23 protein-coding genes are annotated in these 20976 nt (G+C 65.9%); 17 read left to right on the top strand and 6 right to left on the bottom strand.

The annotated features are described in order from the left end of the window. Positions 1-71: 71 nt before the first annotated feature. From clpA to icd, 3 genes are all read right to left on the bottom strand, one after another. Positions 72-2393, bottom strand: coding sequence for an ATP-dependent Clp protease ATP-binding subunit ClpA (gene clpA / locus ACAM57_RS14865; protein WP_126020299.1), 2322 nt, complete (start codon positions 2391-2393; stop codon positions 72-74). Positions 2394-2460: 67 nt separating this feature from the next. Next, entirely contained in the window at positions 2461-2820 is a 360-nt protein-coding gene (clpS, locus tag ACAM57_RS14860; RefSeq protein WP_126020469.1) for an ATP-dependent Clp protease adapter ClpS, read from the bottom strand. Positions 2821-3069: 249 nt separating this feature from the next. Then, on the bottom strand, positions 3070-4329 hold the full coding sequence (gene icd, locus ACAM57_RS14855) for an NADP-dependent isocitrate dehydrogenase (protein WP_126020302.1): 1260 nt from the start codon (positions 4327-4329) through the stop codon (positions 3070-3072). A 219-nt stretch (positions 4330-4548) separates the two neighbouring features. On the opposite strand from icd, the gene ACAM57_RS14850 reads away from it, so the two are divergent. The 3 genes from ACAM57_RS14850 (at position 4549) to ACAM57_RS14840 (ending at position 5791) form a co-directional block, all read left to right on the top strand. Next, positions 4549-4872 carry a cell envelope biogenesis protein TolA gene (locus ACAM57_RS14850; RefSeq protein ID WP_126020304.1) on the top strand — a complete coding sequence of 108 codons (324 nt, stop codon included), beginning with the start codon at positions 4549-4551 and terminating at the stop codon, positions 4870-4872. A 152-nt stretch (positions 4873-5024) separates the two neighbouring features. Continuing rightward, a complete protein-coding gene (locus ACAM57_RS14845; RefSeq protein WP_184637613.1) occupies positions 5025-5225 on the top strand; it encodes a hypothetical protein in 201 nt (66 codons plus the stop codon). A 98-nt stretch (positions 5226-5323) separates the two neighbouring features. Beyond that, positions 5324-5791: a DUF192 domain-containing protein gene (locus tag ACAM57_RS14840; protein WP_184637610.1), complete on the top strand. Its 468-nt coding sequence runs from the start codon at positions 5324-5326 to the stop codon at positions 5789-5791. Positions 5792-5873: 82 nt separating this feature from the next. On the opposite strand, the gene ACAM57_RS14835 is transcribed toward ACAM57_RS14840, so the two are convergent. Together ACAM57_RS14835 and xseA are read right to left on the bottom strand one after the other, a co-directional pair. After that, entirely contained in the window at positions 5874-6455 is a 582-nt protein-coding gene (locus tag ACAM57_RS14835; protein WP_369662186.1) for a superoxide dismutase, read from the bottom strand. Positions 6456-6504: 49 nt separating this feature from the next. Then, positions 6505-7818, bottom strand: a complete 1314-nt coding sequence (xseA, locus tag ACAM57_RS14830; RefSeq protein WP_369662440.1) for an exodeoxyribonuclease VII large subunit — start codon at positions 7816-7818, stop codon at positions 6505-6507. 313 nt (positions 7819-8131) lie between these two features. Between xseA and ACAM57_RS14825 the strand changes: the two genes are divergently transcribed. The 6 genes from ACAM57_RS14825 (at position 8132) to adk (ending at position 11951) form a co-directional block, all read left to right on the top strand. Continuing rightward, on the top strand, positions 8132-8764 hold the full coding sequence (locus ACAM57_RS14825; protein WP_126024055.1) for a MotA/TolQ/ExbB proton channel family protein: 633 nt from the start codon (positions 8132-8134) through the stop codon (positions 8762-8764). Then, positions 8761-9201, top strand: coding sequence for a biopolymer transporter ExbD (locus tag ACAM57_RS14820; protein WP_125951535.1), 441 nt, complete (start codon positions 8761-8763; stop codon positions 9199-9201). The genes ACAM57_RS14825 and ACAM57_RS14820 overlap by 4 nt, the downstream gene beginning before the upstream one ends. An 84-nt stretch (positions 9202-9285) precedes the next feature. Then, positions 9286-10224: a tetraacyldisaccharide 4'-kinase gene (lpxK, locus tag ACAM57_RS14815; protein WP_369662439.1), complete on the top strand. Its 939-nt coding sequence runs from the start codon at positions 9286-9288 to the stop codon at positions 10222-10224. Further along, the gene (locus ACAM57_RS14810; protein ID WP_007836935.1) at positions 10205-10387 is read left to right on the top strand and encodes a Trm112 family protein; all 183 of its coding nucleotides are present in this window, start codon (positions 10205-10207) and stop codon (positions 10385-10387) included. Before lpxK ends, ACAM57_RS14810 begins: the two co-directional genes overlap by 20 nt. Next, positions 10384-11157: a 3-deoxy-manno-octulosonate cytidylyltransferase gene (gene kdsB, locus ACAM57_RS14805; RefSeq protein WP_369662185.1), complete on the top strand. Its 774-nt coding sequence runs from the start codon at positions 10384-10386 to the stop codon at positions 11155-11157. The genes ACAM57_RS14810 and kdsB overlap by 4 nt, the downstream gene beginning before the upstream one ends. A 137-nt stretch (positions 11158-11294) precedes the next feature. Continuing rightward, entirely contained in the window at positions 11295-11951 is a 657-nt protein-coding gene (gene adk, locus ACAM57_RS14800) for an adenylate kinase (RefSeq protein WP_184637605.1), read from the top strand. Between the two features lie 63 nt (positions 11952-12014). Here the strand turns inward: adk and ACAM57_RS14795 are convergent, their stop codons facing one another. Further along, a complete protein-coding gene (locus ACAM57_RS14795) occupies positions 12015-12980 on the bottom strand; it encodes an asparaginase (protein WP_369662184.1) in 966 nt (321 codons plus the stop codon). Between the two features lie 73 nt (positions 12981-13053). Between ACAM57_RS14795 and lexA the strand changes: the two genes are divergently transcribed. The 8 genes from lexA (at position 13054) to ACAM57_RS14755 (ending at position 20969) form a co-directional block, all read left to right on the top strand. Then, entirely contained in the window at positions 13054-13737 is a 684-nt protein-coding gene (gene lexA / locus ACAM57_RS14790; RefSeq protein WP_126024049.1) for a transcriptional repressor LexA, read from the top strand. Positions 13738-13882: 145 nt separating this feature from the next. Continuing rightward, positions 13883-14260: a hypothetical protein gene (locus tag ACAM57_RS14785; protein WP_369662183.1), complete on the top strand. Its 378-nt coding sequence runs from the start codon at positions 13883-13885 to the stop codon at positions 14258-14260. 124 nt (positions 14261-14384) lie between these two features. Beyond that, positions 14385-15392, top strand: a complete 1008-nt coding sequence (locus ACAM57_RS14780) for a D-2-hydroxyacid dehydrogenase family protein (RefSeq protein ID WP_369662182.1) — start codon at positions 14385-14387, stop codon at positions 15390-15392. Continuing rightward, the gene (locus ACAM57_RS14775) at positions 15389-16546 is read left to right on the top strand and encodes an MFS transporter (RefSeq protein WP_369662181.1); all 1158 of its coding nucleotides are present in this window, start codon (positions 15389-15391) and stop codon (positions 16544-16546) included. Before ACAM57_RS14780 ends, ACAM57_RS14775 begins: the two co-directional genes overlap by 4 nt. A 150-nt stretch (positions 16547-16696) precedes the next feature. Continuing rightward, positions 16697-18217: a 3-hydroxyacyl-CoA dehydrogenase gene (locus ACAM57_RS14770; protein ID WP_369662180.1), complete on the top strand. Its 1521-nt coding sequence runs from the start codon at positions 16697-16699 to the stop codon at positions 18215-18217. A 33-nt stretch (positions 18218-18250) separates the two neighbouring features. Next, positions 18251-19033 carry an oxepin-CoA hydrolase, alternative type gene (locus ACAM57_RS14765; protein WP_184637595.1) on the top strand — a complete coding sequence of 261 codons (783 nt, stop codon included), beginning with the start codon at positions 18251-18253 and terminating at the stop codon, positions 19031-19033. 77 nt (positions 19034-19110) lie between these two features. After that, positions 19111-19830: a Crp/Fnr family transcriptional regulator gene (locus tag ACAM57_RS14760; protein WP_093202289.1), complete on the top strand. Its 720-nt coding sequence runs from the start codon at positions 19111-19113 to the stop codon at positions 19828-19830. Between the two features lie 32 nt (positions 19831-19862). Next, a complete protein-coding gene (locus ACAM57_RS14755) occupies positions 19863-20969 on the top strand; it encodes a phosphotransferase (protein WP_126024044.1) in 1107 nt (368 codons plus the stop codon). The last annotated feature ends 7 nt before the right edge of the window (positions 20970-20976 follow it).

Below are 20976 nucleotides of genomic sequence, written 5' to 3'. Positions count from 1 at the left end.
GCCGCAAAGAAAAAGGCCGGTAGCGATGCTACCGGCCTTTGACTTCATTGCAGAAACCGCTGCGGGCTCATTCAGCCTGCCGCTGCTTCCTCTGCTTCGGGTTTCTGCTTGCCTTCCTTCTTCGGAAGGGGCTGGATGTCCAGAAGCACTTCGTCCTTGTCGTCGAGGTCGACTTCGAGGCGGCCACCGTCGGTCAGGCGTCCGAACAGCAGCTCGTCGGCCAGCGCACGGCGGATCGTGTCCTGGATCAGGCGCTGCATCGGGCGTGCGCCCATCAGCGGATCGAAGCCCTTCTTCGCCAGGTGCTTGCGCAGCTTGTCGCTGAAGGTGACTTCCACCTTCTTCTCGCCGAGCTGGGTTTCCAGCTGCAGCAGGAACTTGTCGACCACGCGCAGGATGACCTGTTCGTCGAGCGCCTTGAAGTTGACGATGGCGTCCAGCCGGTTACGGAACTCGGGCGAGAACAGGCGCTTGATGTCGCCCATTTCGTCGCCGGCCTGCCTCGGGTTAGTGAAGCCGATGGTCGCCTTGTTCATGGTCTCGGCACCCGCGTTCGTCGTCATGATGATGATGACGTTGCGGAAGTCGGCCTTGCGCCCGTTGTTGTCGGTCAGCGTGCCATGGTCCATGACCTGCAGCAGCACGTTGAAGATGTCCGGGTGCGCCTTTTCGATCTCGTCGAGCAGCAGCACCGCGTGCGGCTTCTTCGTAATGGCCTCGGTCAGCAGCCCGCCCTGGTCGAAACCGACGTAGCCAGGAGGCGCGCCGATCAGGCGGCTCACCGCATGGCGCTCCATGTATTCCGACATGTCGAAGCGGATCAGCTCGATGCCCATGATGTAGGCAAGCTGCTTCGCGGCTTCGGTCTTGCCCACACCGGTGGGGCCGGAGAACAGGAACGAGCCGATCGGCTTGTCGCCCTTGCCCAGGCCAGAGCGCGCCATCTTGACCGCCGAGGCGAGCACTTCGAGCGCCTTGTCCTGGCCGAACACCACGCTCTTGAGGTCGCGCTCGATGGTCTGCAGCTTGCTGCGGTCGTCGTTGCTGACGTTGGCCGGGGGAATGCGCGCGATCTTCGCGACGATTTCCTCGACCTCGGTCTTGCTGATGGTCTTCTTGCGCTTGCTCGGCGGCAGGATGCGCTGGGCGGCGCCGGCTTCGTCGATGACGTCGATCGCCTTGTCGGGCAGGTGACGGTCATTGATGTACTTGGCGCTGAGCTCGGCCGCGGCCTGCAGGGCCGCCACGGCGTACTTCACGCCATGGTGCTCCTCGAAGCGCGACTTCAGGCCCTTCAGGATGTCGACGGTTTCCTGCACCGACGGCTCAACCACGTCGACCTTCTGGAAACGGCGCGACAGGGCCGCGTCCTTCTCGAAGATGCCGCGGTATTCGGTGAAGGTGGTCGCGCCGATGCACTTGAGCTGGCCGCTGGAAAGCGCCGGCTTGAGCAGGTTCGACGCGTCGAGCGTGCCGCCCGAGGCTGCGCCCGCACCGATCAGGGTGTGGATCTCGTCGATGAAGAGGATGGCGTTCGGCTTGTCCTTGAGCGACTTGAGCACGCCCTTCAGGCGCTGCTCGAAATCGCCGCGGTACTTGGTGCCGGCCAGCAGCGCGCCCATGTCGAGCGAGAACACGTTGGACTCGGCCAGGATCTCCGGCACGTCGCCCTGCGTGATGCGCCATGCGAGGCCCTCGGCGATGGCGGTCTTGCCCACGCCGGCTTCGCCCACCAGCAGCGGGTTGTTCTTGCGCCGGCGGCACAGGATCTGGATGACGCGCTCGACCTCGTACTCGCGGCCGATCAGCGGGTCGATCTTGCCGTCCTTGGCCATCTGGTTGAGGTTCTGGGTGAACTGCTCGAGCGGCGAAGCCTTCTCGTTGCGCTCGCCGCCGCCCTCTTCACCTTCGCCCGAGGGAGCTTCGCCGCTGCCCTTGACGGCTTCGGGCGGATCGCTCTTCTTGATGCCGTGGGCGATGAAGTTGACCACGTCGAGCCGGGTGACGCCCTGCTGGTGCAGGTAGTACACGGCGTGCGAGTCCTTCTCGCCGAAGATCGCGACCAGCACGTTGGCGCCGGTGACTTCCTTCTTGCCGTTGCCGGTGGACTGCACATGCATGATGGCGCGCTGGATCACGCGCTGGAAACCCAGGGTGGGCTGGGTGTCGACATCGTCGGTACCCGCCACCTGGGGCGTGTTGTCCTTGATGAAGTTGGTGAGCGACGCCCGCAGGTCGTCGACGTTGGCCGAGCAGGCGCGCAGAACTTCCGCGGCGCTCGGGTTGTCCAGCAAAGCGAGCAGCAGATGTTCCACGGTGATGAACTCGTGGCGTTGCTGCCGGGCCTCTACGAAGGCCATGTGCAAGCTGACTTCCAGTTCCTGGGCAATCATGTGATTTCCTTTTGCCTTGCTGTAAATAAGTTCTCAGATGGGTTGGAGCTTGCGCAATTCAACTGGTTCATGCAACAGGTTCACTGACGCACTGGAGTGGATGCCCCGCCTGCTGGGCGGCTTCCATTACCTGGTTGACCTTGGTGGCCGCCATGTCGCGGGAATAGACCCCACAGACGCCCCGGCCATCGAGGTGGATCTTGAGCATGATCTGGGTCGCGGTTTCGCGATCCTTGCTGAAATATTCCTGGAGCACGACGATCACGAACTCCATGGGCGTGTAGTCGTCGTTCAGCATCACCACCTGGTACATCTGGGGCGGCGCGGTTTTCTGCGGCCGGCGCTCCAGGACGACCGAATCCCCGTCGTCCCCAGCCGGTTTCTGGGCCGGTGGAGCGCTGGGAGTTTTTGGAATTCTCGTTGCCATGAAAATCATTCTATAGAGCGTGCCAGCGCCGTGCCGAGCGAAAAAAACGTGGTGGCGCGTATCCGACAATTCAAGGGGTTTGCGGCCGTTGCGACAGTATTTCCGCAACGGTGCCCCAGGCAGGAGTTTTAGGCAAAAAAGTCCGCAGCAATTGACTGAAGAAGCAGCAAAAAGCCCTTGAATTCCTTCCGGAAAGTTCAAGGGCTCCTCGTTTACCGCAACGCCGCCATGGACGTCGAAGCGCAGCAATTACATGTTGTCGATCATCACCTGGCCGAAGCCCGAGCAGCTCACCTGCGTGGCGCCGTCCATCAGGCGGGCGAAGTCGTAGGTGACCTTCTTGCTGGCGATGGATTTTTCCATCGAACTGATGATCAGGTCGGCGGCTTCCTTCCAGCCCATGTGACGCAGCATCATCTCGGCCGAGAGGATCTCTGAGCCGGGGTTCACATAGTCCTTGCCAGCGTACTTGGGGGCCGTGCCGTGGGTGGCCTCGAACATGGCGACGGTGTCGCTCAGGTTCGCGCCCGGGGCGATGCCGATGCCGCCGACCTGCGCGGCCAGGGCGTCGGAAACGTAGTCGCCGTTGAGGTTGAGCGTGGCGATCACGCTGTATTCGGCGGGACGCAGCAGGATCTGCTGCAGGAATGCATCGGCGATGCTGTCCTTGACGGTGATCTCCTTGCCCGTCTTCGGGTTCTTGAATTTCATCCACGGACCGCCGTCGATCAGTTCGGCACCGAACTCCTTGGCCGCGAGGCCGTAGCCCCAGTCACGGAAGCCACCTTCGGTGAACTTCATGATGTTGCCCTTGTGAACCAGGGTGACGCTGGGCTTGTCGTTGTCGATTGCGTACTGCAGCGCCTTGCGCACGAGGCGCTCGGTGCCTTCCCGCGATACGGGCTTGACGCCGATGCCAGAGGTGTTCGGGAAGCGGATCTTCTTGACGCCCATCTCGTCCTGCAGGAACTTGATGAGCTTCTTCGCCTTCTCGCTTTCGGCCTCGAACTCGATGCCGGCGTAGATGTCTTCCGAGTTCTCGCGGAAGATCACCATGTTGGTCTTGTGCGGCTCGCGCACCGGGCTGGGAACGCCCTCGAAGTACTGGATGGGGCGCAGGCAGACGTAGAGGTCGAGCTCCTGCCGCAGCGCGACGTTCAGGGAGCGGATGCCGCCGCCGACCGGCGTGGTCAGCGGGCCCTTGATGGAAACAACGTAGTCGCGCACGGCGTGCAGCGTTTCCTCGGGAAGCCAGACGTCGGGGCCGTAGACCTTGGTCGACTTCTCGCCGGCGTAGACCTCCATCCAGTGGATCTTCTTCTTGCCGCCGTAGGCCTTGGCCACGGCGGCGTCCACCACTTTCAGCATCACCGGGGTGATATCCAGTCCGGTACCGTCGCCCTCGATGAAGGGGATGATCGGTTGGTCAGGCACATTGAGGGAGTTGTCGGCGTTGACCGTGATCTTCTGGCCTTCGGTCGGGACTTTGATGTGCTGATAACTGGTCATGAGAGGGGACGGCTCCGGGATTGACGTACTTTTGACGACTGTCAGCGAATTCAGACACGGCGCGTATTCAGCTGTACAGCCGGCGAACAAATCGCTGTACATTTTAGACGCAACCCATCAGCAAGCGTTTGTCAACCGGCGGCCCGACGGCGTCGTTAGTGGCTGACCTTCTGCTCGCCGGGAGGCGTTTCCAACCAATTCTCGATAGAGGAATCATCAATGAGCAAAATTCTCGCAGTCATGATCGCCGGCCTGTTCGCCGCTGGCGCCTACGCCCAGAACCCGGCCGGTACGACGCCCGAGCAAGGCAACGCCACCAACAGCAAGTCGCAGCAACGCGCCGAAGCCAAGAAGGCTGCCAAGCCCGCTGGCCAGGTCAAGGCCCCGGCTGGCGACGAAGCCAAGACCCCCGAAGGCGGCGCCATCGGTGCCGACAAGGCTGCTGCCTCTGGCGAGAAGCGTGCCGAAACCCGCGACCAGCGTCGTCGCAACAAGGACGGCAGCGTCAAGCGCAAGTCGACCCAAGGCGGCACCCCGAAGTAATTCGGCCTGCTCCGCAAAAGAAGCGCTCTTCGGAGCGCTTTTTTTCGCCCGAGGCTCCCTCGTTGCTGTCAACCGGGTGCAGTGGCCTCCGTTGAATGTCTACCTTCCGCAGGGAGGGCAATCCAGATCAACGAATTTCAAAGGATATGTTCATGAACAAGCTGCTCGCAGCCCTGGTCGCCGGTCTCTTCGCAGTCGGCGCTTTCGCTCAACAAGCCGAACCCGCTCCGGCTGCTCCCGCTCCCGCCGCCAAGGCTGCCAAGCACGCTTCGGCCAAGAAGCACGCAGCCGCCAAGAAGCACAAGGTTCGCCACGTGGCCAAGGCCCACACGGCCGCTGCCAAGAAGGTGTAAGCTTCCACGCTCACCGGCAATGCCCGCATCAGCGGGCATTTTTATTGGTATTTTTAAATCCAGGCCGGGCCCTGGCCCCGCCCTGAAAGAGTCGTCCGATGCTCAAGCGCCTCGCCGCCCTGCTCCCCCTGCTCCTTGCATCCGCGTCGTTCATGATGCCGGCGCATGCCCAGCAGCAACCCCAGACCGATCTGTCGCGCACGCAGCTGTCGATCGGGCTGTACAAGATCGACGCGCAGGTCGCGCAAACCCCTCTGCAACGTGAAATCGGCCTGATGTTCCGTAAGGAAATGCCACAGGCCGAGGGCATGATCTTCGTGTTCGAGCAACCCGCCACGCAGTGCTTCTGGATGCGCAACACGATCCTGCCGCTGACCGCCGCCTTCGTTGCCGACGACGGCCGCATCGTCAACCTCGCGGACATGCAGCCCATGACCGAGAACACGCATTGCTCCCAAGAACCGGTGCGCTACGTGCTCGAGATGAACCAGGGGTGGTTCGCCAAGAAGAACATCAAGAAGGGCGCGAAGCTCGGCGGCGAGCTTTTCGCGGCCGGCAAACGATGAGCACCTGCCGTCCATAGCCAGCAAAAAGCCAAAAAAAGAGCCGACCCATGGTCGGCTTTTTCGTTTTCGGCAGAACGCGGGATCAGCCGAAGTTCTTCGCTGCGAAGTCCCAGTTGACCAGCTTGGCCAGGAAGGTCTCGACGAACTTCGGGCGCAGATTGCGGTAATCGATGTAGTAGGCGTGTTCCCAGACGTCCACCGTCAGCAGCGCGGTGTCGGCGGTGGTCAGCGGCGTGCCGGCTGCGCCCGTGTTCACGATGTCCACCGAGCCGTCGGCCTTCTTCACCAGCCAGGTCCAGCCCGAACCGAAGTTGCCCACGGCCGACTTCACGAAGGCTTCCTTGAAGGCGTCGTAGCTGCCCCACTTGGCGTCGATGGCCTTGGCCAGCGCACCGGTGGGAGCACCGCCGCCTTGCGGCTTCATGCAGTTCCAGAAGAAGGTGTGGTTCCAGATCTGGGCGGCGTTGTTGTAGATGCCGCCGCTGGACTTCTTGACGATCTCTTCGAGCGTCATCGACTCGAACTCGGTGCCCTTCTGCAGGTTGTTGAGGTTCACCACGTAGGCGTTGTGGTGCTTGCCGTAGTGGTACTCGAGGGTTTCCTTCGAATACTCGGGTGCCAGTGCGTCGAGTGCGTACGGCAGGGGTGGGAGCACATGTTCCATGGTTTTTTCTCGTGGGTTGGTTGTGGGAATGAAGGATTCTAGGAAGTAATTATTGGGGCGACGTCGGACGCGTTCCCGTCGCGCCGCCCGGTGCGACGGTCAGGTCGACTTCACCGTCGGCCAATCGCGCCTTCACTGCATCGCCAGGCGCAAGTTGCTTTGCGCTGACGATCGCATGACCGTCTGTATCGGTCAGCCATGCATAGCCGCGCTGCAAGACCAGTGCCGGATCGAGCAGCCGCATACGAAGAGCCACACGTTCCAGCCGATCTCGCCGCTGCACAACCGCGCGGCCCAGCTTCTGCGGAAAGTCGGCGGCGATCAGGCGCGGCGCCTGCGTGAGGCGCTCCCTTCTGGCCAGCACCATGTAGCGAAGACGCTGCGCATGGTGTGCCAGGCGCAGTTGTTGCCGATTCACGAGGCCCGAAGGCCGGCCAAGGCGCCCCGCAGCCTGGTCCAGACGTTGCCCGAGCACATCGAGGCGTCCGCCCAGCGCCTCGCCCAGCCGCTCCTCGATCAGATCGAGCGCGCCCAGCCACACGTCGCGTGGCGCGCTCACCAACTCCGCTGCGGCAGTCGGCGTGGGTGCGCGCAGGTCGGCGCAGAAGTCGGCGATGGTGAAGTCGGTTTCGTGCCCCACGCCGCTGACCAGCGGCACCGGGCTCTGCACGATGGTGCGCGCCAGCGCCTCGTCGTTGAAGGCCCAGAGGTCCTCGATGGAGCCGCCTCCGCGCACCAGAAGAATCACGTCGACGGCAGGCGTGAGCTCATACAGCGACTGCAGCGCCCGCACCAGCTCACCCGGTGCGTTGACTCCCTGCACAGCCGCGGGGGCCAGTACGACCGGAATGTGTGGAACACGCCTTCGCAGCGCGGTGACTACGTCGTGCAATGCGGCGGCGCCGAGCGAAGTGACGATGCCGATCGAGCGCGGCATGGTCGGCAGCGCCCGCTTGCGCGCAGGATCGAAGAGGCCTTCGGCTTCCAGGCGCGCCTTGCGCTGCAGGAACTGCTCGAACAGGGCCCCCTGCCCAGCCCGGCGCAGGCTTTCGACCACCAGTTGCAGATCGCCGCGCGGCTCGTAGACGGCAAGGCGCCCGCGCACCTCGACCTGGTCACCATCGCGCGGCGAAAAATCGAGAAGGCCGGCGGCCCGGCGGAACATCGCGCAGCGCAGCTGGCCCGACTCGTCCTTGAGCGCGAAGTAACAATGTCCACTTGAGGCGCGCGAAAAGCCGGAGATCTCGCCACGCACGGACACCGGATTGAAGCGCGCGTCGAGCGCGTCGGCCACCGCCCGGCACAAGGCGCCGACGGCCCAGACGCGCGGCCCCGGCGCGGAATTCTGTTCACGCACGCTCACAAAATGCACGCTCGGCCAGATGCCACTCTTCCACAACACGCGGCAAGGCCCCGGCCCTGGCCCCCCGAGGCGAGACAGGCGCACGGTTTCTCGTGCAACCCATTGATTTCATTGAAAAAAGTGCTGCTCAAAATTCAGTCGATCCAGCGAAAAGGCCGTCCCATGCGGGTCCGGACGCGTTGCGCAGCGGGTTAATCACAAAGTTATCCACAGAATCTGTGCGTCCTTGCTGACACAAAAACAAGGCGCGTGACGATGGTGACCTCAGTGGATAATCGCCGCGCATTTGCAGTCTACGGGCCGGAGGATTTTCTTGTTTTCCATCATAGTTGCCGCGGGTTGGCCGATCTGGCCCTTGCTTGCTTGTTCGATCATTGCGCTCGCGCTGGTTATAGAACGTTTCACGAGTCTCAAGACCGTGAGGGTACTTCCGCCGAAGCTGCTCGACGAAACCATCACAGCGTCGCACGGAGCCATTCCCGGTCCGGATGTCGTGACCAAACTCGAACGCAACTCGATGCTCGGCCAGGTCCTGGCCGCCGGCCTGCGCGCGCTGAACGCCAATCCGCGCTGCACCGAAGACGACCTGCGCGCCGCCATGGAAGCCTCGGGCCGCACCGTCGCCCACAAGCTCGAGCGCTACCTGCCCGCGCTGGCCACCATCGCTTCGGCAGCCCCTCTGCTGGGCCTGCTCGGCACCGTGATCGGCATGATCGAGATCTTCGGCTCGCAATCGCCCGGTAGCGGCGCGGTGGGCTCGGGCAACCCGGCGCAGCTGGCGCACGGCATCTCGATCGCGCTCTACAACACCGCCTTCGGCCTGATCGTGGCCATCCCGACACTGATCTTCTGGCGCTATTTCCGCAGCCGGGTCGACGAGTACCTGCTGAACCTCGAACTCTCCGGCGAGCGCTTCGCCCGCCATCTCAACGCACTGCGCAAATGAGCCGCGCCCGCATGCAGTTCCGCCACGGCGCGCGCGACGAGCCGGAGATCAACCTGATCCCGTTCATCGACGTGCTGCTGGTGATCCTGATCTTCCTGATGCTGTCGACCACCTACAGCAAGTTCACCGAGATGCAGCTGCGGCTGCCCACGGCTGACGTCGACGCCCAGCGCGACTATCCGAAGGAAGTGATCGTGGCGGTGTCGGCGGACGGCCGCTATTCGGTCAACAAGAATGCCGTGGCCGACCGCAGCGTGGAAACCGTGACGGCCGCCCTCGCCGCCGCGGCCACCGGGGGCAAGGACAGCGTGGTGATCATCAGCGCCGACGCGACGAGCCCGCACCAGGCCGTGGTGACGGTGATGGAAGCCGCGCGCCGCGCCGGCCTGATGCAGATCACCTTCGCGGCCCAGTCGACGGCGCAAGCCGGGCACTGAGTGCCTTCGGACGGCGGCAGCAACAGCGGCAACCCGGGTTCGCGCCTGCAGGAGGCCTGGCTGCACCGCGGCCTCCTGGCCTGCATGCTGTGGCCGCTGTCGCGCGTCTACGCCGCGCTGTTCGCCGTGCGCGGCTTGTTCTATCGCATGGGATGGCTGCGGACCGAGCGCGTGCGCGTACCTGTGATCGTGGTCGGCAACGTGATCGCTGGCGGCGCGGGCAAGACGCCGGTCGTGATGGCCGTCGTGCGCCACCTGCAGGCGCGGGGCATTCGGGTCGGTGTGGTGTCGCGCGGCTATGGCCGCCGTACCGATGACTGCCGCGAAGTGCTCGGCGACAGCGATCCGCAGGATGTGGGCGACGAGCCGGCACTGATCCACCATGCGACCGGGGTCCCGGTGTTCGTGGCGCGCCAGCGCATCGATGCGGCCCGCGCGCTGCTCGAGCGGCATCCGGCCACGCAGGTCATCGTCAGCGACGACGGGCTTCAGCACCTGGCCTTGGGGCGCGACATCGAGATCTGCGTATTCGACGACCGGGGAATCGGAAACGGCTGGCGGTTGCCTGCCGGCCCGCTGCGCGAAGCCTGGCCGCGCCGTTGCGATCTGGTGCTGCACAGCGGATCGCGGCCGGCCTTCGCGGGGGGCCATACCGCCACGCGGACCCTCGCGAACGATGCCCTGGGCAGCGACGGAAACCGCGTGTCGTTGGCATCCCTCGCAGGCAAGCCCTTGACCGCACTGGCGGCGATCGCTCGGCCGGAAGCCTTCTTCGAAATGCTGCGCGCCCGCGGCCTGACGCTCGCCGACGTCATCGCCCTGCCCGATCACTTCGATTTCGAGAGCTGGCCACGCCCGTCCGGCAAGGAGCAGATCCTCGTCTGCACCGAAAAGGACGCCGTCAAGCTGTGGCGCAAGGCGCCCGATGCGCTGGCCGTGCCGCTGGAGTTCGTGCCGTCCGCGGAATTCTTCGCCGCACTCGACGCAAAGCTATCATCGCTCGATGGATACCAAGCTGCTTGAACTGCTCGTCTGCCCCGTCACCAAGGGGCCGCTGACCTGGAACCCCGAGAAGCAGGAGCTGTGCTCGCGCAGCGCCCGCCTGGCGTATCCGGTGCGCGACGGCATTCCGGTGCTGCTCGAGAACGAGGCACGCACGCTTTCCGACGAAGAGCTCGGGCTGTGAGCTTCACCGTTCTGGTTCCGGCGCGGCTCGCGTCGACACGGCTTCCCAACAAACCCCTGGCCGATATCGCCGGCGTGCCCATGGTGGTGCGCGTGGCGCAGCGCGCCAGCGAGTCGGGCGCTGCACGCGTGGTGGTCGCCGGCGACGATCCATCCATCGTCGAAGCCTGCAAGGCGCATGGCGTCGAGGTTGTGCTCACGCGGCAGGATCACCCCAGCGGCACCGATCGGCTGGCCGAAGCCTGCGAGCAACTGGGCCTGGATGGTGAGGACATCGTCGTCAACGTACAGGGCGATGAGCCGCTGATCGACCCCGCGCTGATCGACGCCGTGGCGTCCACGCTCGCCACGCACGCCGAGGCGGCGATGAGCACCGCCGCCCACGAGATCGACTCGGTCGGCGACTTCATGAATCCCAATGTCGTGAAGGTCGTGCTCGATGCGCAGGACAACGCGATGTACTTCAGCCGCGCGCCGATCCCTTGGTGGCGCGACGGCTCCGCCAATGGCGCCGCGCCTGCAATGCTGCCTGCCACCCCCGCGGCACTGCGCCACATCGGAATCTACGGCTACCGCGCCGGCTTCGTACGGCGATTTCCTTCGCTGCCCCCTGCGCCCGTCGAGTCGACGGAGGCACTCGAACAGCTGCGCGCGCTGTGGCACGGACATCGCATCGCGGTGCATGTGAGCCATGTGGCGCCGGGGCCCGGCATCGACACGCCGGAAGACCTGGCGCGCGTGCGAGCCGTCTTCGCGGCGGCCGGCGCCTGAGCCTGCGCGTCTCCACGGCCACCGACAGCGGGATTTCCCGAAGGGCACGCATGCTATCCTCGAAGCAACTCCGCCCAGCCCAGCCATGGGGCCGACGCTCGGCGCGACACAAAATCTAAGAACCGTCCGAGGACACCATGAGACTAATTTTGCTGGGCGCGCCCGGGGCGGGCAAAGGCACGCAAGCGGCCTTCATTTGCCAGAAATACAGCATTCCCCAGATTTCGACCGGCGACATGCTGCGCGCAGCCGTCAAGGCCGGCACGCCCCTCGGGCTGCAGGCCAAGGCCATCATGGACGCCGGCGCACTGGTCAGCGACGACCTGATCATCAATCTCGTGAAGGAACGCATCGCGCAGCCCGACTGCGCTAGCGGCTTCCTGTTCGACGGCTTCCCCCGCACCATTCCCCAGGCCGACGCCATGAAGGCGGCAGGCGTCAAGCTCGACTACGTCCTCGAGATCGACGTGCCCTTCGGCGACATCATCGAGCGCATGAGCGGCCGCCGCTCGCATCCGGCTTCGGGCCGCACCTACCACGTCAAGTTCAACCCGCCCAAGGTGGAAGGCAAGGACGACGTGACCGGCGAGGACCTCATCCAGCGCGAGGACGACAAGGAAGAAACCGTGCGCAAGCGGCTCGACGTGTACAGCCAGCAGACGCGTCCGCTGGTCGACTACTACTCCGCCTGGGCCAAGGCCGATCCGGCCGCCGCGCCCAAGTACCGCGCCATCAAGGGCGTGGGCACGGTCGACGAGATCACCCAGCGCGCCTTGGCCGCGCTGAGCAGCTGATCGAAAGATCGACCGATCATCCGACTCGCAGCAAACCGCCCCTCCAGAGGGGCGGTTCTGCTTTCAGCCCAGCAATTCGAGCATCAGGGCGATGCGGGCCTTCACGGGCGTCAGCGAGCCTGCATCGCGAAGCGGATCCCCCGCCTTCGGCAGGATGCGCCCGCTCGAGCAGCGCGTGGCTCGGAGCACCTCGATGCCGGCGTCCCGGGCCTTGAGCGCGGCCGCTTCCAGCGCATGGTGCAAGGTGCCGTTGCCGGTGGCGGCAAGCACCAGCCCGCGCAGAGGATCCACTCCGCCCGCCTGAAGCAGCGCCTCGATCACCGCACCGCTGGCACCGGCGTGGCTCATCACGATCTCCACGCGTGGCCACTGCACCTCGGTAGCACCGAAGAGCTTCACTACCGGCAGCGTTCCGCCTTGCGGCCACGACCGGACAAGGCGTACCTCGCCCTCCTCCACATAGCCCACGGGGCCCGCATCGCCCGAAGCAAAGGCGTCCAGCCGATAGGTATGGACCTTCTGAATGTCGACGCCGGCATGGATCGCCCCCGCGCACACCACGGTGACTCCGTGCGCACCCCGTGTGGCGGCGACGCTGATCGCATCACGAACGTTCTGCGGACCGTCCGGCGACAGCGCAGTGGCCGGGCGCATCGCGCAGGTCAGCACGACGGGCTTGGACGGCACCAGCACAGAATGCAGGAAGAACGCGGTTTCCTCGATCGTGTCGGTGCCGTGCGTGATCACCACGCCTGCCACATCGGCCTGCGCCAGCCAGTGCGCGCAGCGCCGGGCCAGCTGCTGCCAGATGGCGAAGGACATGTCCTTGCTGTCGACCTGAGCCACCTGCTCGGCCTCCAGCATCACGCCGTCGGGTGCCTCGATGGCACCCAGCAGGTCGGCCACGCCCACCTGCGCGGCGGTGTAGCCGATGTTGTCGCCGCTGCTGGCGGCCCGGCCCGCGATGGTGCCGCCGGTGCCCAGAACCACCACGCGGCGCGGCAGTTCGGGCGAAGAGGAATTGACCATGGCTTGTCAACTTCTAAAAACTGGTTAAAAATACAGGCACTGGATATCCAACCAGTGCCGCAAGGAACCACACATGCAGTTCGCCGTGAAGCTTACAGCCCGCCAGCAGCAGATCCTGGACCTCATCCAGAGCGCCATCGCACGCACCGGTGCGCCACCCACGCGCGCCGAAATCGCCAATGAACTCGGATTCAAATCGGCCAATGCCGCCGAAGAGCACCTGCAGGCGCTGGCGCGCAAGGGCGTCATCGAGCTGGTCAGCGGCACTTCCCGCGGCATCCGCCTCAAGGGCGACGCGTTGCGCTCGCTCAACGAAACGCGCCATCGCGAGGGTGGACAGTTCTCCCTCTCGCTGCCCGGCATGGCCCAGTTGGCGCTGCCGCTCATCGGCCGTGTCGCAGCCGGCTCGCCAATCCTGGCTCAAGAGCACGTCGACCAGACCTTCTACGTCGAGAACACGCTGTTCCAGCGCCAGCCCGACTACCTGCTCAAGGTGCGCGGCATGTCGATGCGCGACGCCGGCATCATGGACGGCGACCTGCTCGCGGTGCAGGCCACCAAGGAAGCACGCAACGGCCAGATCGTTGTTGCGCGCCTGGGCGACGAAGTGACCGTCAAGCGCCTGAAGCGCAACAAACAGGTCATCGAGCTGCACGCCGAGAACCCCGATTACCCGACCATCATCGTGCAGCCCGGCGAGCCTTTCGAAATCGAAGGCCTCGCGGTCGGACTCATTCGGAACACCATGCTGATGTAGGCCGCTGCGACCTGCTTTCCAGAGCAACAGCACCCCATCCGGCAGCGACAGGTGGCGGGCGTATGGCGAAGAGTCGCCATCACCCTGTCGCGGCCGATTCAAGAAATCCTGCCTGTGTTCAACCTCGTACTTTCTTGGAGTTCACATGGGAATCGCCCTCCTCGCCATCGCCGACATCTGGATGCCGCTGCAATCGCTGGCCAACCGGCTGATGCCGGCACGCCGCCCCTCCCATCGCAGGGATCATCTCGATTCCGCAGAGTCCTCCGCTGGACTGCGCTACGTGGCCGTGCGCACCGCCTGTGCAGCCCGCACCGGCGGCACCGCCCCCTCTGAAACAGCCGCTGCGGCACGCCCGCTGCGCGTGGTCCGCGTGATCGACGGCAAGGGCCAGCAGCGCAACAACAACCGGGTGCTGATCTCCGGCCGCATGGCCGACGTCTGCGCAGAACTCGACCGCCTGGCCGCTCTGGAAGCCGCCGAAACCGTGGCCGCGGCCCCTCGCTCGACGCGTCTGCATTGAACCTGCACTGAGCCCGGCATCGGGTCCTGTACCGGGCCCGAACCGCTCTGCAAGCGGCTGCAGGGCGGGTATCCAAACGTTCGCCGGCGCGACATTCCAATGCTGCGAGGCACAATGGCACGCCATGAACATTGTGATCCTCGACGATTACCAGGACGCCGTACGCAAGCTGCGCTGCGCTTCCAAGCTGGACGCCTACGCGGCCAAGGTCTATACCAACACGGTCAAAGGCATTGGGCAGTTGTCGGTCCGACTCAAGGACGCCGACGTGATCGTGCTGATCCGCGAGCGCACCCAGATCTCGCGCCAACTCATCGAGAAGCTGCCCAAGCTCAAGCTCATTTCCCAGACGGGGCGCGTCGCCGGACACATCGACGTCGCGGCCTGCACCGAGCGCGGCGTGGCCGTGGCAGAGGGTTCCGGCTCTCCCCAGGCGCCCGCCGAACTCACCTGGGCGCTCATCATGGCCGCCATGCGCCGGCTGCCGCAGTACATCAGCAACCTCAAGCACGGAGCTTGGCAGCAGTCCGGGCTCAAGTCGGCCTCGATGCCGCCCAATTTCGGCATCGGCTCCGTACTCAAGGGCAAGACTCTGTGCATCTGGGGCTACGGGCGCATCGGCCAGCTGGTGGCGCGCTACGGGCAGGCCTTCGGCATGCAGGTCGTGATCTGGGGCCGTGAAGCCAGCTGCGCCAAGGCGCGCTCCGACGGCTTCCAGGTGGCCCAGAACCGCCATGAGTTCTTCGCCGCGGCCGACGTGCTGTCGGTGCACCTGCGGCTCAACGAAGAGACCAGCGGCCTCATCACCCTCGAGGACCTCTCGCGTATGAAGCCGACCGCCCTGTTCGTGAACACCTCGCGCGCGGAGTTGGTCGAGGCCGATGCCCTGCTCGCGGCTCTCAACCGCGGCCGCCCGGGGCTCGCGGCCGTCGACGTGTTCGAGAGCGAACCGCCGCTGCAGGGCCACGCGCTGCTGCGCCTCGAGAACTGCATCTGCACGCCGCACATCGGCTACGTCGAGCAGGAAAGCTACGAGAGCTATTTCGGCCAGGCCTTCGACAACGTCGTGAGCTACATCAACGGCAACCCCACGAACATCGTGAATCCCGGCGCGCTGCAGGTCCGTCGGTGAGCCAGCCGGCGCCACGGAGGGCGCTCTGGGCGCTGCTTGCCGGCAATTTCGTGATCGGAACGGGCGTGATGGTCGTGCCCGGCACGCTCAACGAGATCAGCGCCTCGCTCTCGGTCACGGCCGCCACGGCGGGGCAGCTCATCACTGCCGCCGCGACGGTCATGTGCGTAGGCGCACCGTTGCTGGCCGCCGCAGTGGCCGGATGGGACCGCCGCCAGCTTCTCGCCCTCACCCTCCTCTGGTACGCCATCGGCCACGTTCTCTGCGCGCTGATGCCCACCTTCGGCGCGCTGCTGCCGGTGCGCATGCTCACGGTGATCGCGCCCGCAATCTTCACGCCCCAGGCCGCCGCCTGTGCCGGCCTGCTTGTGCCGCCGGAGCATCGCGGGCGGGCCGTGACCTTCGTCTTTCTCGGCTGGTCGATGGCCTCTGTGCTGGGCCTGCCCATCGGCGCGCTGATCGGCGGGCACCTGGGCTGGCGCATGGCTTTTGCGGCGATTGCGGCGCTCAGTGTCGCGAGCGCGACATCGGTGTGGCTCACCTTGCCCAACGGCATCCGCCCCGCCGCGCTGACGGCCGCCGCATGGTCGCGCGTGCTGCGCAGCCCGGTGCTGATGGGCATCGTCTCGGTCACGGCGCTGCAGGGCGCGGGCCAGTTCGTGCTGTTCAGCTATTTCGGCCCGATCCTCAAGCAGAGCTTCGGCGCCGACGCCACCACGCTGAGCGTGATGTGGGCGCTGTTCGGTGCCTGCGGGCTGGTCGGCAACATGGTGGTCAGCCGCTTCATCGACCGCGTGGGCGCCGGGCGCATGGTGCTCGTCACCACGGTGCTGATCGCCTCCAGCCTGCTGCTCTGGCCGCTGGCCTCCACGCTGGCGTGGCTGGCGGTGGTGCTCGTTCCCTGGGGACTGGGTTGCTTCGCGACCAACTCGGCGCAGCAGGCCCGCCTGGTGGGCCTGGCGCCCGCGCTGGCGCCGGGCTCGGTGGCGCTCAACAGTTCCGGCATCTACACCGGGCAAGCCATTGGCGCAGCGCTGGGTGGCTGGCTGCTCGCCAACGATGCGGGCGCATGGATGAGCTGGGTCGGCCTCGGCCTGCTGATGGTCGCCATCTCGCTGAGCGTGGCCATCGACCGCAGCCGTCGTGCGCCCTGAAAGCGCGCCCCCGCGTAAAACCCGTCACGCCCCGCCCGCGCGGGGCTGCAAAATCGAAGACTTCGACGGCGGTGCCGATGCGTACGGCACCTGTGTCGAGGCCTGCCCCGCAGGTCCGGATACCACCCAACCAGTGAAAATCTCCAGCAAATGACAGTGAACTACTCCCGAATCGGCGTCGTCGGCGCCGGCGCCATGGGTCGCGGCATCGCGCAGATCGCGGCGCAGGCAGGCAGCGAAGTGCTGCTGCTCGACAGCTTTGCGGGCGCCGCCGAGCGCGGGCGCGAAGCCCTCAGTGCCCAATGGAACAAGCTGCACGAGAAGAACAAGATCGATGCCGCCATGCGCGACGCGTACATCGCCCGCGTGAAGGCTGTCGATTCGATCCAGGCGCTGGCGGGCTGCGACCTGATCGTCGAAGCCATCGTCGAAGACCTGGAAGTCAAGCGCAAGCTCTTCAGCGAGCTCGAAGGCGTGGTGGCGGAGACTGCCACGCTGGTCACCAACACCTCGTCCCTCTCGGTGACGGCCATCGCGGCCGGCCTGAAGCATCCGGCGCGCGTCGCGGGCTTCCACTTCTTCAACCCTGTGCCGTTGATGAAGGTGGTCGAGGTGGTCGCGGGCTTCAAGACCTCGCCCGATGTGTGCAAGCAGCTCGCCGGCTACGCCACGCAGATGGGCCACAGCGCCGTGCAGGCGCAGGACACGCCCGGCTTCATCGTCAACCACGCCGGCCGGGGCTACGGCACCGAGGCGCTGCGCATCGTCGGCGAAGGCGTGGCCGACTTCGCGACCGTCGACCGCATCCTCAAGGACCAGGCCGGCTTCCGCCTCGGCCCCTTCGAGCTGCTGGACCTGACGGCGCTCGACGTGTCGCACCCGGTGATGGAGTCGATCTATCACCAGTACTTCGAGGAGCCGCGCTTCCGCCCCAGCGTGATCACCGCGCAGCGCCTTGCCGCCGGCGCGCTGGGCCGCAAGACCGGTGAAGGCTTCTACCGCTACGACGACGGCGTGATGCAGCAGGCGCCCGAGGCGCCCGCGCCGGTGGTCGAGGGCACGCCTTCGGTGTGGGTGTCGCCGCGCGCGGCACGCCGTGCCGAGCTGCTGCGCCTGGTGAACACGCTGGGTGCGCAGATCGACAGCGGCGCCACCGCCGCGCCGCATTCGCTGATCCTGGTGGCGCCGCTGGGCTTCGACGTGACGACGGTGGCCGCCGTCGAGCGCCTGGACGCCACGCGCACCGTCGGCATCGACATGCTGATCGACGACGCGGCCACCAAGCGCCGCGTGCTCGCCACCAACCCGGCCACGCGCCGAGACATCCGCGATGCCGCGCACGCACTCTTCGCGCGCGACGGCAAGGCCGTCAGCGTGATCCGCGACAGTGGCGGCTTCGTCACGCAGCGCGTGATCGGCACCATCGTCAACATCGCCGCCGACATGTGCCAGCAGCGCGTGTGCACGCCGGCCGACCTCGAGACCGCCGTGCAGCTGGGCCTGGGCTATCCGCGCGGCCCGCTGGCCATGGGCAACCTCTACGGACCGACCAACATGCTCGAGGTGCTGTTCAACCTGCAGACGGTGTATGGCGACCCGCGCTATCGCCCGAGCCCATGGCTGCGCCGCCGCGGCGCGCTGGGCCTGAGCCTGCTGCACGAGGAAGAATGATCACGAAATGAACGAGGAGCACGGAAGCGAGCCATGAGCACCGCAGAACTCAAGAGCACGAGCGAGGGCAGCACCATGGTGCTGACGATCTCCAACCCGAGCCAGCGCAACGCGCTGGGCCCCGACATCTACGCAGCGGGCATCGAGGCGCTGAACAAGGCCGAGAACAGCGCGGAGATCCGCAGCGTGGTCATCGTGGGCGAAGGCTCATGGTTCTGCGCCGGCGGCTCGCTGCAGCGGCTGCTGGCCAACCGGCAGCTCGACCGCTCGGTTCAGGCCGAGAGCATCGAGGGCCTGCACAACTGGATCGATTCGATCCGCACCTTTCCCAAGCCGGTCATCGCCGCCGTCGAGGGCGCGGCTGCCGGCGCGGGCTTCTCGCTCGCGCTGGCCTGCGACTTCGTGGTGTCGGCGCGCGATGCGGTCTTCGCGGCCTCTTACAGCAACGTGGCGCTGTCGCCCGACGGCGGCCTGAGCTGGCACCTGGGCCGGCAGCTGCCGCGCCAGCTTGCGAGCGAATGGCTGATGAACGGCGAGCGCATCGAGGCTTCGCGCCTGCATGCGCTGGGCCTCGTCAACGAGCTCACCGAAAGCGGCCAGGCCCTCGCGGGCGCGCTGGCGCTGGCGGGCCGGCTCAATGCGCGCGCACCGAACTCGCTGGCCAGCATCAAGGAGTTGCTGAGCGAGGCCCGGGGCGCCACGCTGGCATCGCAGCTCGCGCAGGAGCGAGACCATTTCGTGCGCAACCTGCACCACGCGAACGCAGGCATCGGCATCGCCGCGTTCCTCGAGAAGAAGCCGCCGCAGTACGAATAGCCGAGTACCCGAGCAACGCCGCAGAGCGTCGCTCCCGTGACACCCACCAGCCTTCCAGTCGCCGAGAGGACAGACCAATGGACGACCCCATTCTTACCATCGAAGAACGTGAAGCGATCAACAGTGGTCGCTGGTTTTCTTCCCTTTCTCCATCGCTGCGGCACGACATCCTCCGATGCGCCTTCGTCAAACGCTACAAGGACGGCGACCTCATCGCTGCCCGCGGCGATCCGCCCGAACACTGGATCGCCTGCGCCAAGGGCGCGGTGCGGGTCAGCTCGACGGCCGTCTCGGGCAAGCAGGTGACGCTGACCTACGTGGAGCCGGGCATCTGGTTCGGCGACGTGGCGATGTTCGACGGGGACCGGCGCACGCACGACACCTACTCGCATGGCGACACCACCATCCTGTGCGTGGCGCGCGCCGACTTCCAGAAGATCCTGGCCTCGCACGTGGAGCTGTACGAGGCGCTGATGCGGCTGCAGGCGCGGCGCATCCGCACGCTCTTCGGGCTGGTGGAAGACCTCAACACCCTGCCGCTGCGCGCGCGGCTGGCCAAGCAGCTCATCCATCTGGTGCGCAGCTACGGCGTGCCGAACCTGGAAGACGGCAGCCAGATGCGCATCGGCCTGCAACTGGCGCAGGAAGAACTGGCGCAACTGCTGGGCGCATCGCGCCAGCGGGTCAACCAGGAACTGAAGACCATGGAGCGCGAGGGCACCATCCGCATCGAGCCGGGCGGCCTCGTAGTGCTCGACCGCTCGGCGCTGATGCGCGTCTCGGAAGCTGAAAGCTAGAACGACAACGACAGGCAGATAGACATACCGACATGAGCCAGGACTTCTCCTCCTTCATCGGCACCCGTGCCGTCTCGCAACAGCACGCCTTCGACGTCGACGCGCTCGCAGCCTGGCTCGGGAAGAACCTCGACGGCTTCAAGGGCCCGCTGACGGTCGAGATGTTCAAGGGCGGCCAGTCGAACCCGACCTACAAGCTGGTCACGCCCACGCAGAGCTACGTGATGCGCGCCAAGCCGGGCCCGGTCGCGAAGCTGCTGCCCTCGGCCCACGCGGTGGAGCGCGAATACAAGGTGATGAGCGGCCTGGCGGGCACCGACGTGCCCGTGCCGCGCATGTACTGCCTGTGCGAGGACGAGAGCGTCATCGGCCGCGCCTTCTACGTCATGGAGTTCATGCAGGGACGCGTGCTGTGGGACCAGTCGCTGCCCGGCATGAGCAATGCCGAGCGCGCCGCCCACTACGACGAGATGAACCGCGTGATCGCCGCGCTGCACACCGTCGACTTCGCCGCCCGGGGCCTGGCCGACTACGGCAAGCCCGGCAACTACTTCGAGCGCCAGATCGGCCGCTGGAGCAAGCAGTACAAGGCCTCGGCCGACGGCGCGGGCGAACTCTCGCAGCCCATCGAGGCCATGGAGCGGCTGATCGACTGGCTGCCCGCGCACATGCCCGCGAGCGCGCGCGACGAGAGCAAGGTGTCGATCGTCCATGGCGACTATCGCCTCGACAACGTGATGTTCCACGCCACCGAGCCGCGCATCATCGCCGTGCTCGACTGGGAACTGTCGACGCTCGGCCACCCGCTGGCCGACTTCAGCTACCACTGCATGTCGTGGCACATGCCCCCGACCACCGGGCGCGGCATCGGCGGCGTCGACGTCGCCTCGCTGGGCATCCCCACCGAGAGCGAATACATCCGCCGCTACTGCGAGCGCACCCGCATCAGCACGCCCGAGGCGCTGGCGCCGGACTGGAACTTCTACCAGGCCTACAACCTGTTCCGCATGGCCGCGATCCTGCAAGGCATTGCCAAGCGGGTCGAGGCCGGCACCGCGTCGAGCGAGCAAGCCGTGGCTTCGGCCCGCGGCGCCCGCCCCATGGCCGACATGGCCTGGCAGTTTGCCCAAAAGGCATAAGCCGCCC

It is taken from the genome of Variovorax sp. V15, assembly GCF_041154425.1.
GTDB classification, from domain to species: domain Bacteria; phylum Pseudomonadota; class Gammaproteobacteria; order Burkholderiales; family Burkholderiaceae_C; genus Variovorax; species Variovorax guangxiensis.
The sequence above is the reverse complement of the archived record's forward strand: the minus strand, read 5'-3'. Positions and strand labels throughout refer to the sequence as shown.

Coding starts and splice junctions, on each gene's coding strand:
- lexA (WP_126024049.1), top strand. CDS start 13,054: ATGCAGTTCGCCGTGAAGCTTACAGCCCGCCAGCAGCAGATCCTGGAC.
- ACAM57_RS14835 (WP_369662186.1), bottom strand. CDS start 6,455: ATGGAACATGTGCTCCCACCCCTGCCGTACGCACTCGACGCACTGGCA.
- ACAM57_RS14795 (WP_369662184.1), bottom strand. CDS start 12,980: ATGGTCAATTCCTCTTCGCCCGAACTGCCGCGCCGCGTGGTGGTTCTG.
- ACAM57_RS14785 (WP_369662183.1), top strand. CDS start 13,883: ATGGGAATCGCCCTCCTCGCCATCGCCGACATCTGGATGCCGCTGCAA.
- icd (WP_126020302.1), bottom strand. CDS start 4,329: ATGACCAGTTATCAGCACATCAAAGTCCCGACCGAAGGCCAGAAGATC.
- ACAM57_RS14810 (WP_007836935.1), top strand. CDS start 10,205: ATGGATACCAAGCTGCTTGAACTGCTCGTCTGCCCCGTCACCAAGGGG.
- clpS (WP_126020469.1), bottom strand. CDS start 2,820: ATGGCAACGAGAATTCCAAAAACTCCCAGCGCTCCACCGGCCCAGAAA.
- ACAM57_RS14760 (WP_093202289.1), top strand. CDS start 19,111: ATGGACGACCCCATTCTTACCATCGAAGAACGTGAAGCGATCAACAGT.
- ACAM57_RS14845 (WP_184637613.1), top strand. CDS start 5,025: ATGAACAAGCTGCTCGCAGCCCTGGTCGCCGGTCTCTTCGCAGTCGGC.
- ACAM57_RS14755 (WP_126024044.1), top strand. CDS start 19,863: ATGAGCCAGGACTTCTCCTCCTTCATCGGCACCCGTGCCGTCTCGCAA.
- clpA (WP_126020299.1), bottom strand. CDS start 2,393: ATGATTGCCCAGGAACTGGAAGTCAGCTTGCACATGGCCTTCGTAGAG.
- ACAM57_RS14820 (WP_125951535.1), top strand. CDS start 8,761: ATGAGCCGCGCCCGCATGCAGTTCCGCCACGGCGCGCGCGACGAGCCG.
- ACAM57_RS14770 (WP_369662180.1), top strand. CDS start 16,697: ATGACAGTGAACTACTCCCGAATCGGCGTCGTCGGCGCCGGCGCCATG.
- ACAM57_RS14765 (WP_184637595.1), top strand. CDS start 18,251: ATGAGCACCGCAGAACTCAAGAGCACGAGCGAGGGCAGCACCATGGTG.
- ACAM57_RS14840 (WP_184637610.1), top strand. CDS start 5,324: ATGCTCAAGCGCCTCGCCGCCCTGCTCCCCCTGCTCCTTGCATCCGCG.
- ACAM57_RS14780 (WP_369662182.1), top strand. CDS start 14,385: ATGAACATTGTGATCCTCGACGATTACCAGGACGCCGTACGCAAGCTG.
- lpxK (WP_369662439.1), top strand. CDS start 9,286: ATGCTGTGGCCGCTGTCGCGCGTCTACGCCGCGCTGTTCGCCGTGCGC.
- ACAM57_RS14850 (WP_126020304.1), top strand. CDS start 4,549: ATGAGCAAAATTCTCGCAGTCATGATCGCCGGCCTGTTCGCCGCTGGC.
- adk (WP_184637605.1), top strand. CDS start 11,295: ATGAGACTAATTTTGCTGGGCGCGCCCGGGGCGGGCAAAGGCACGCAA.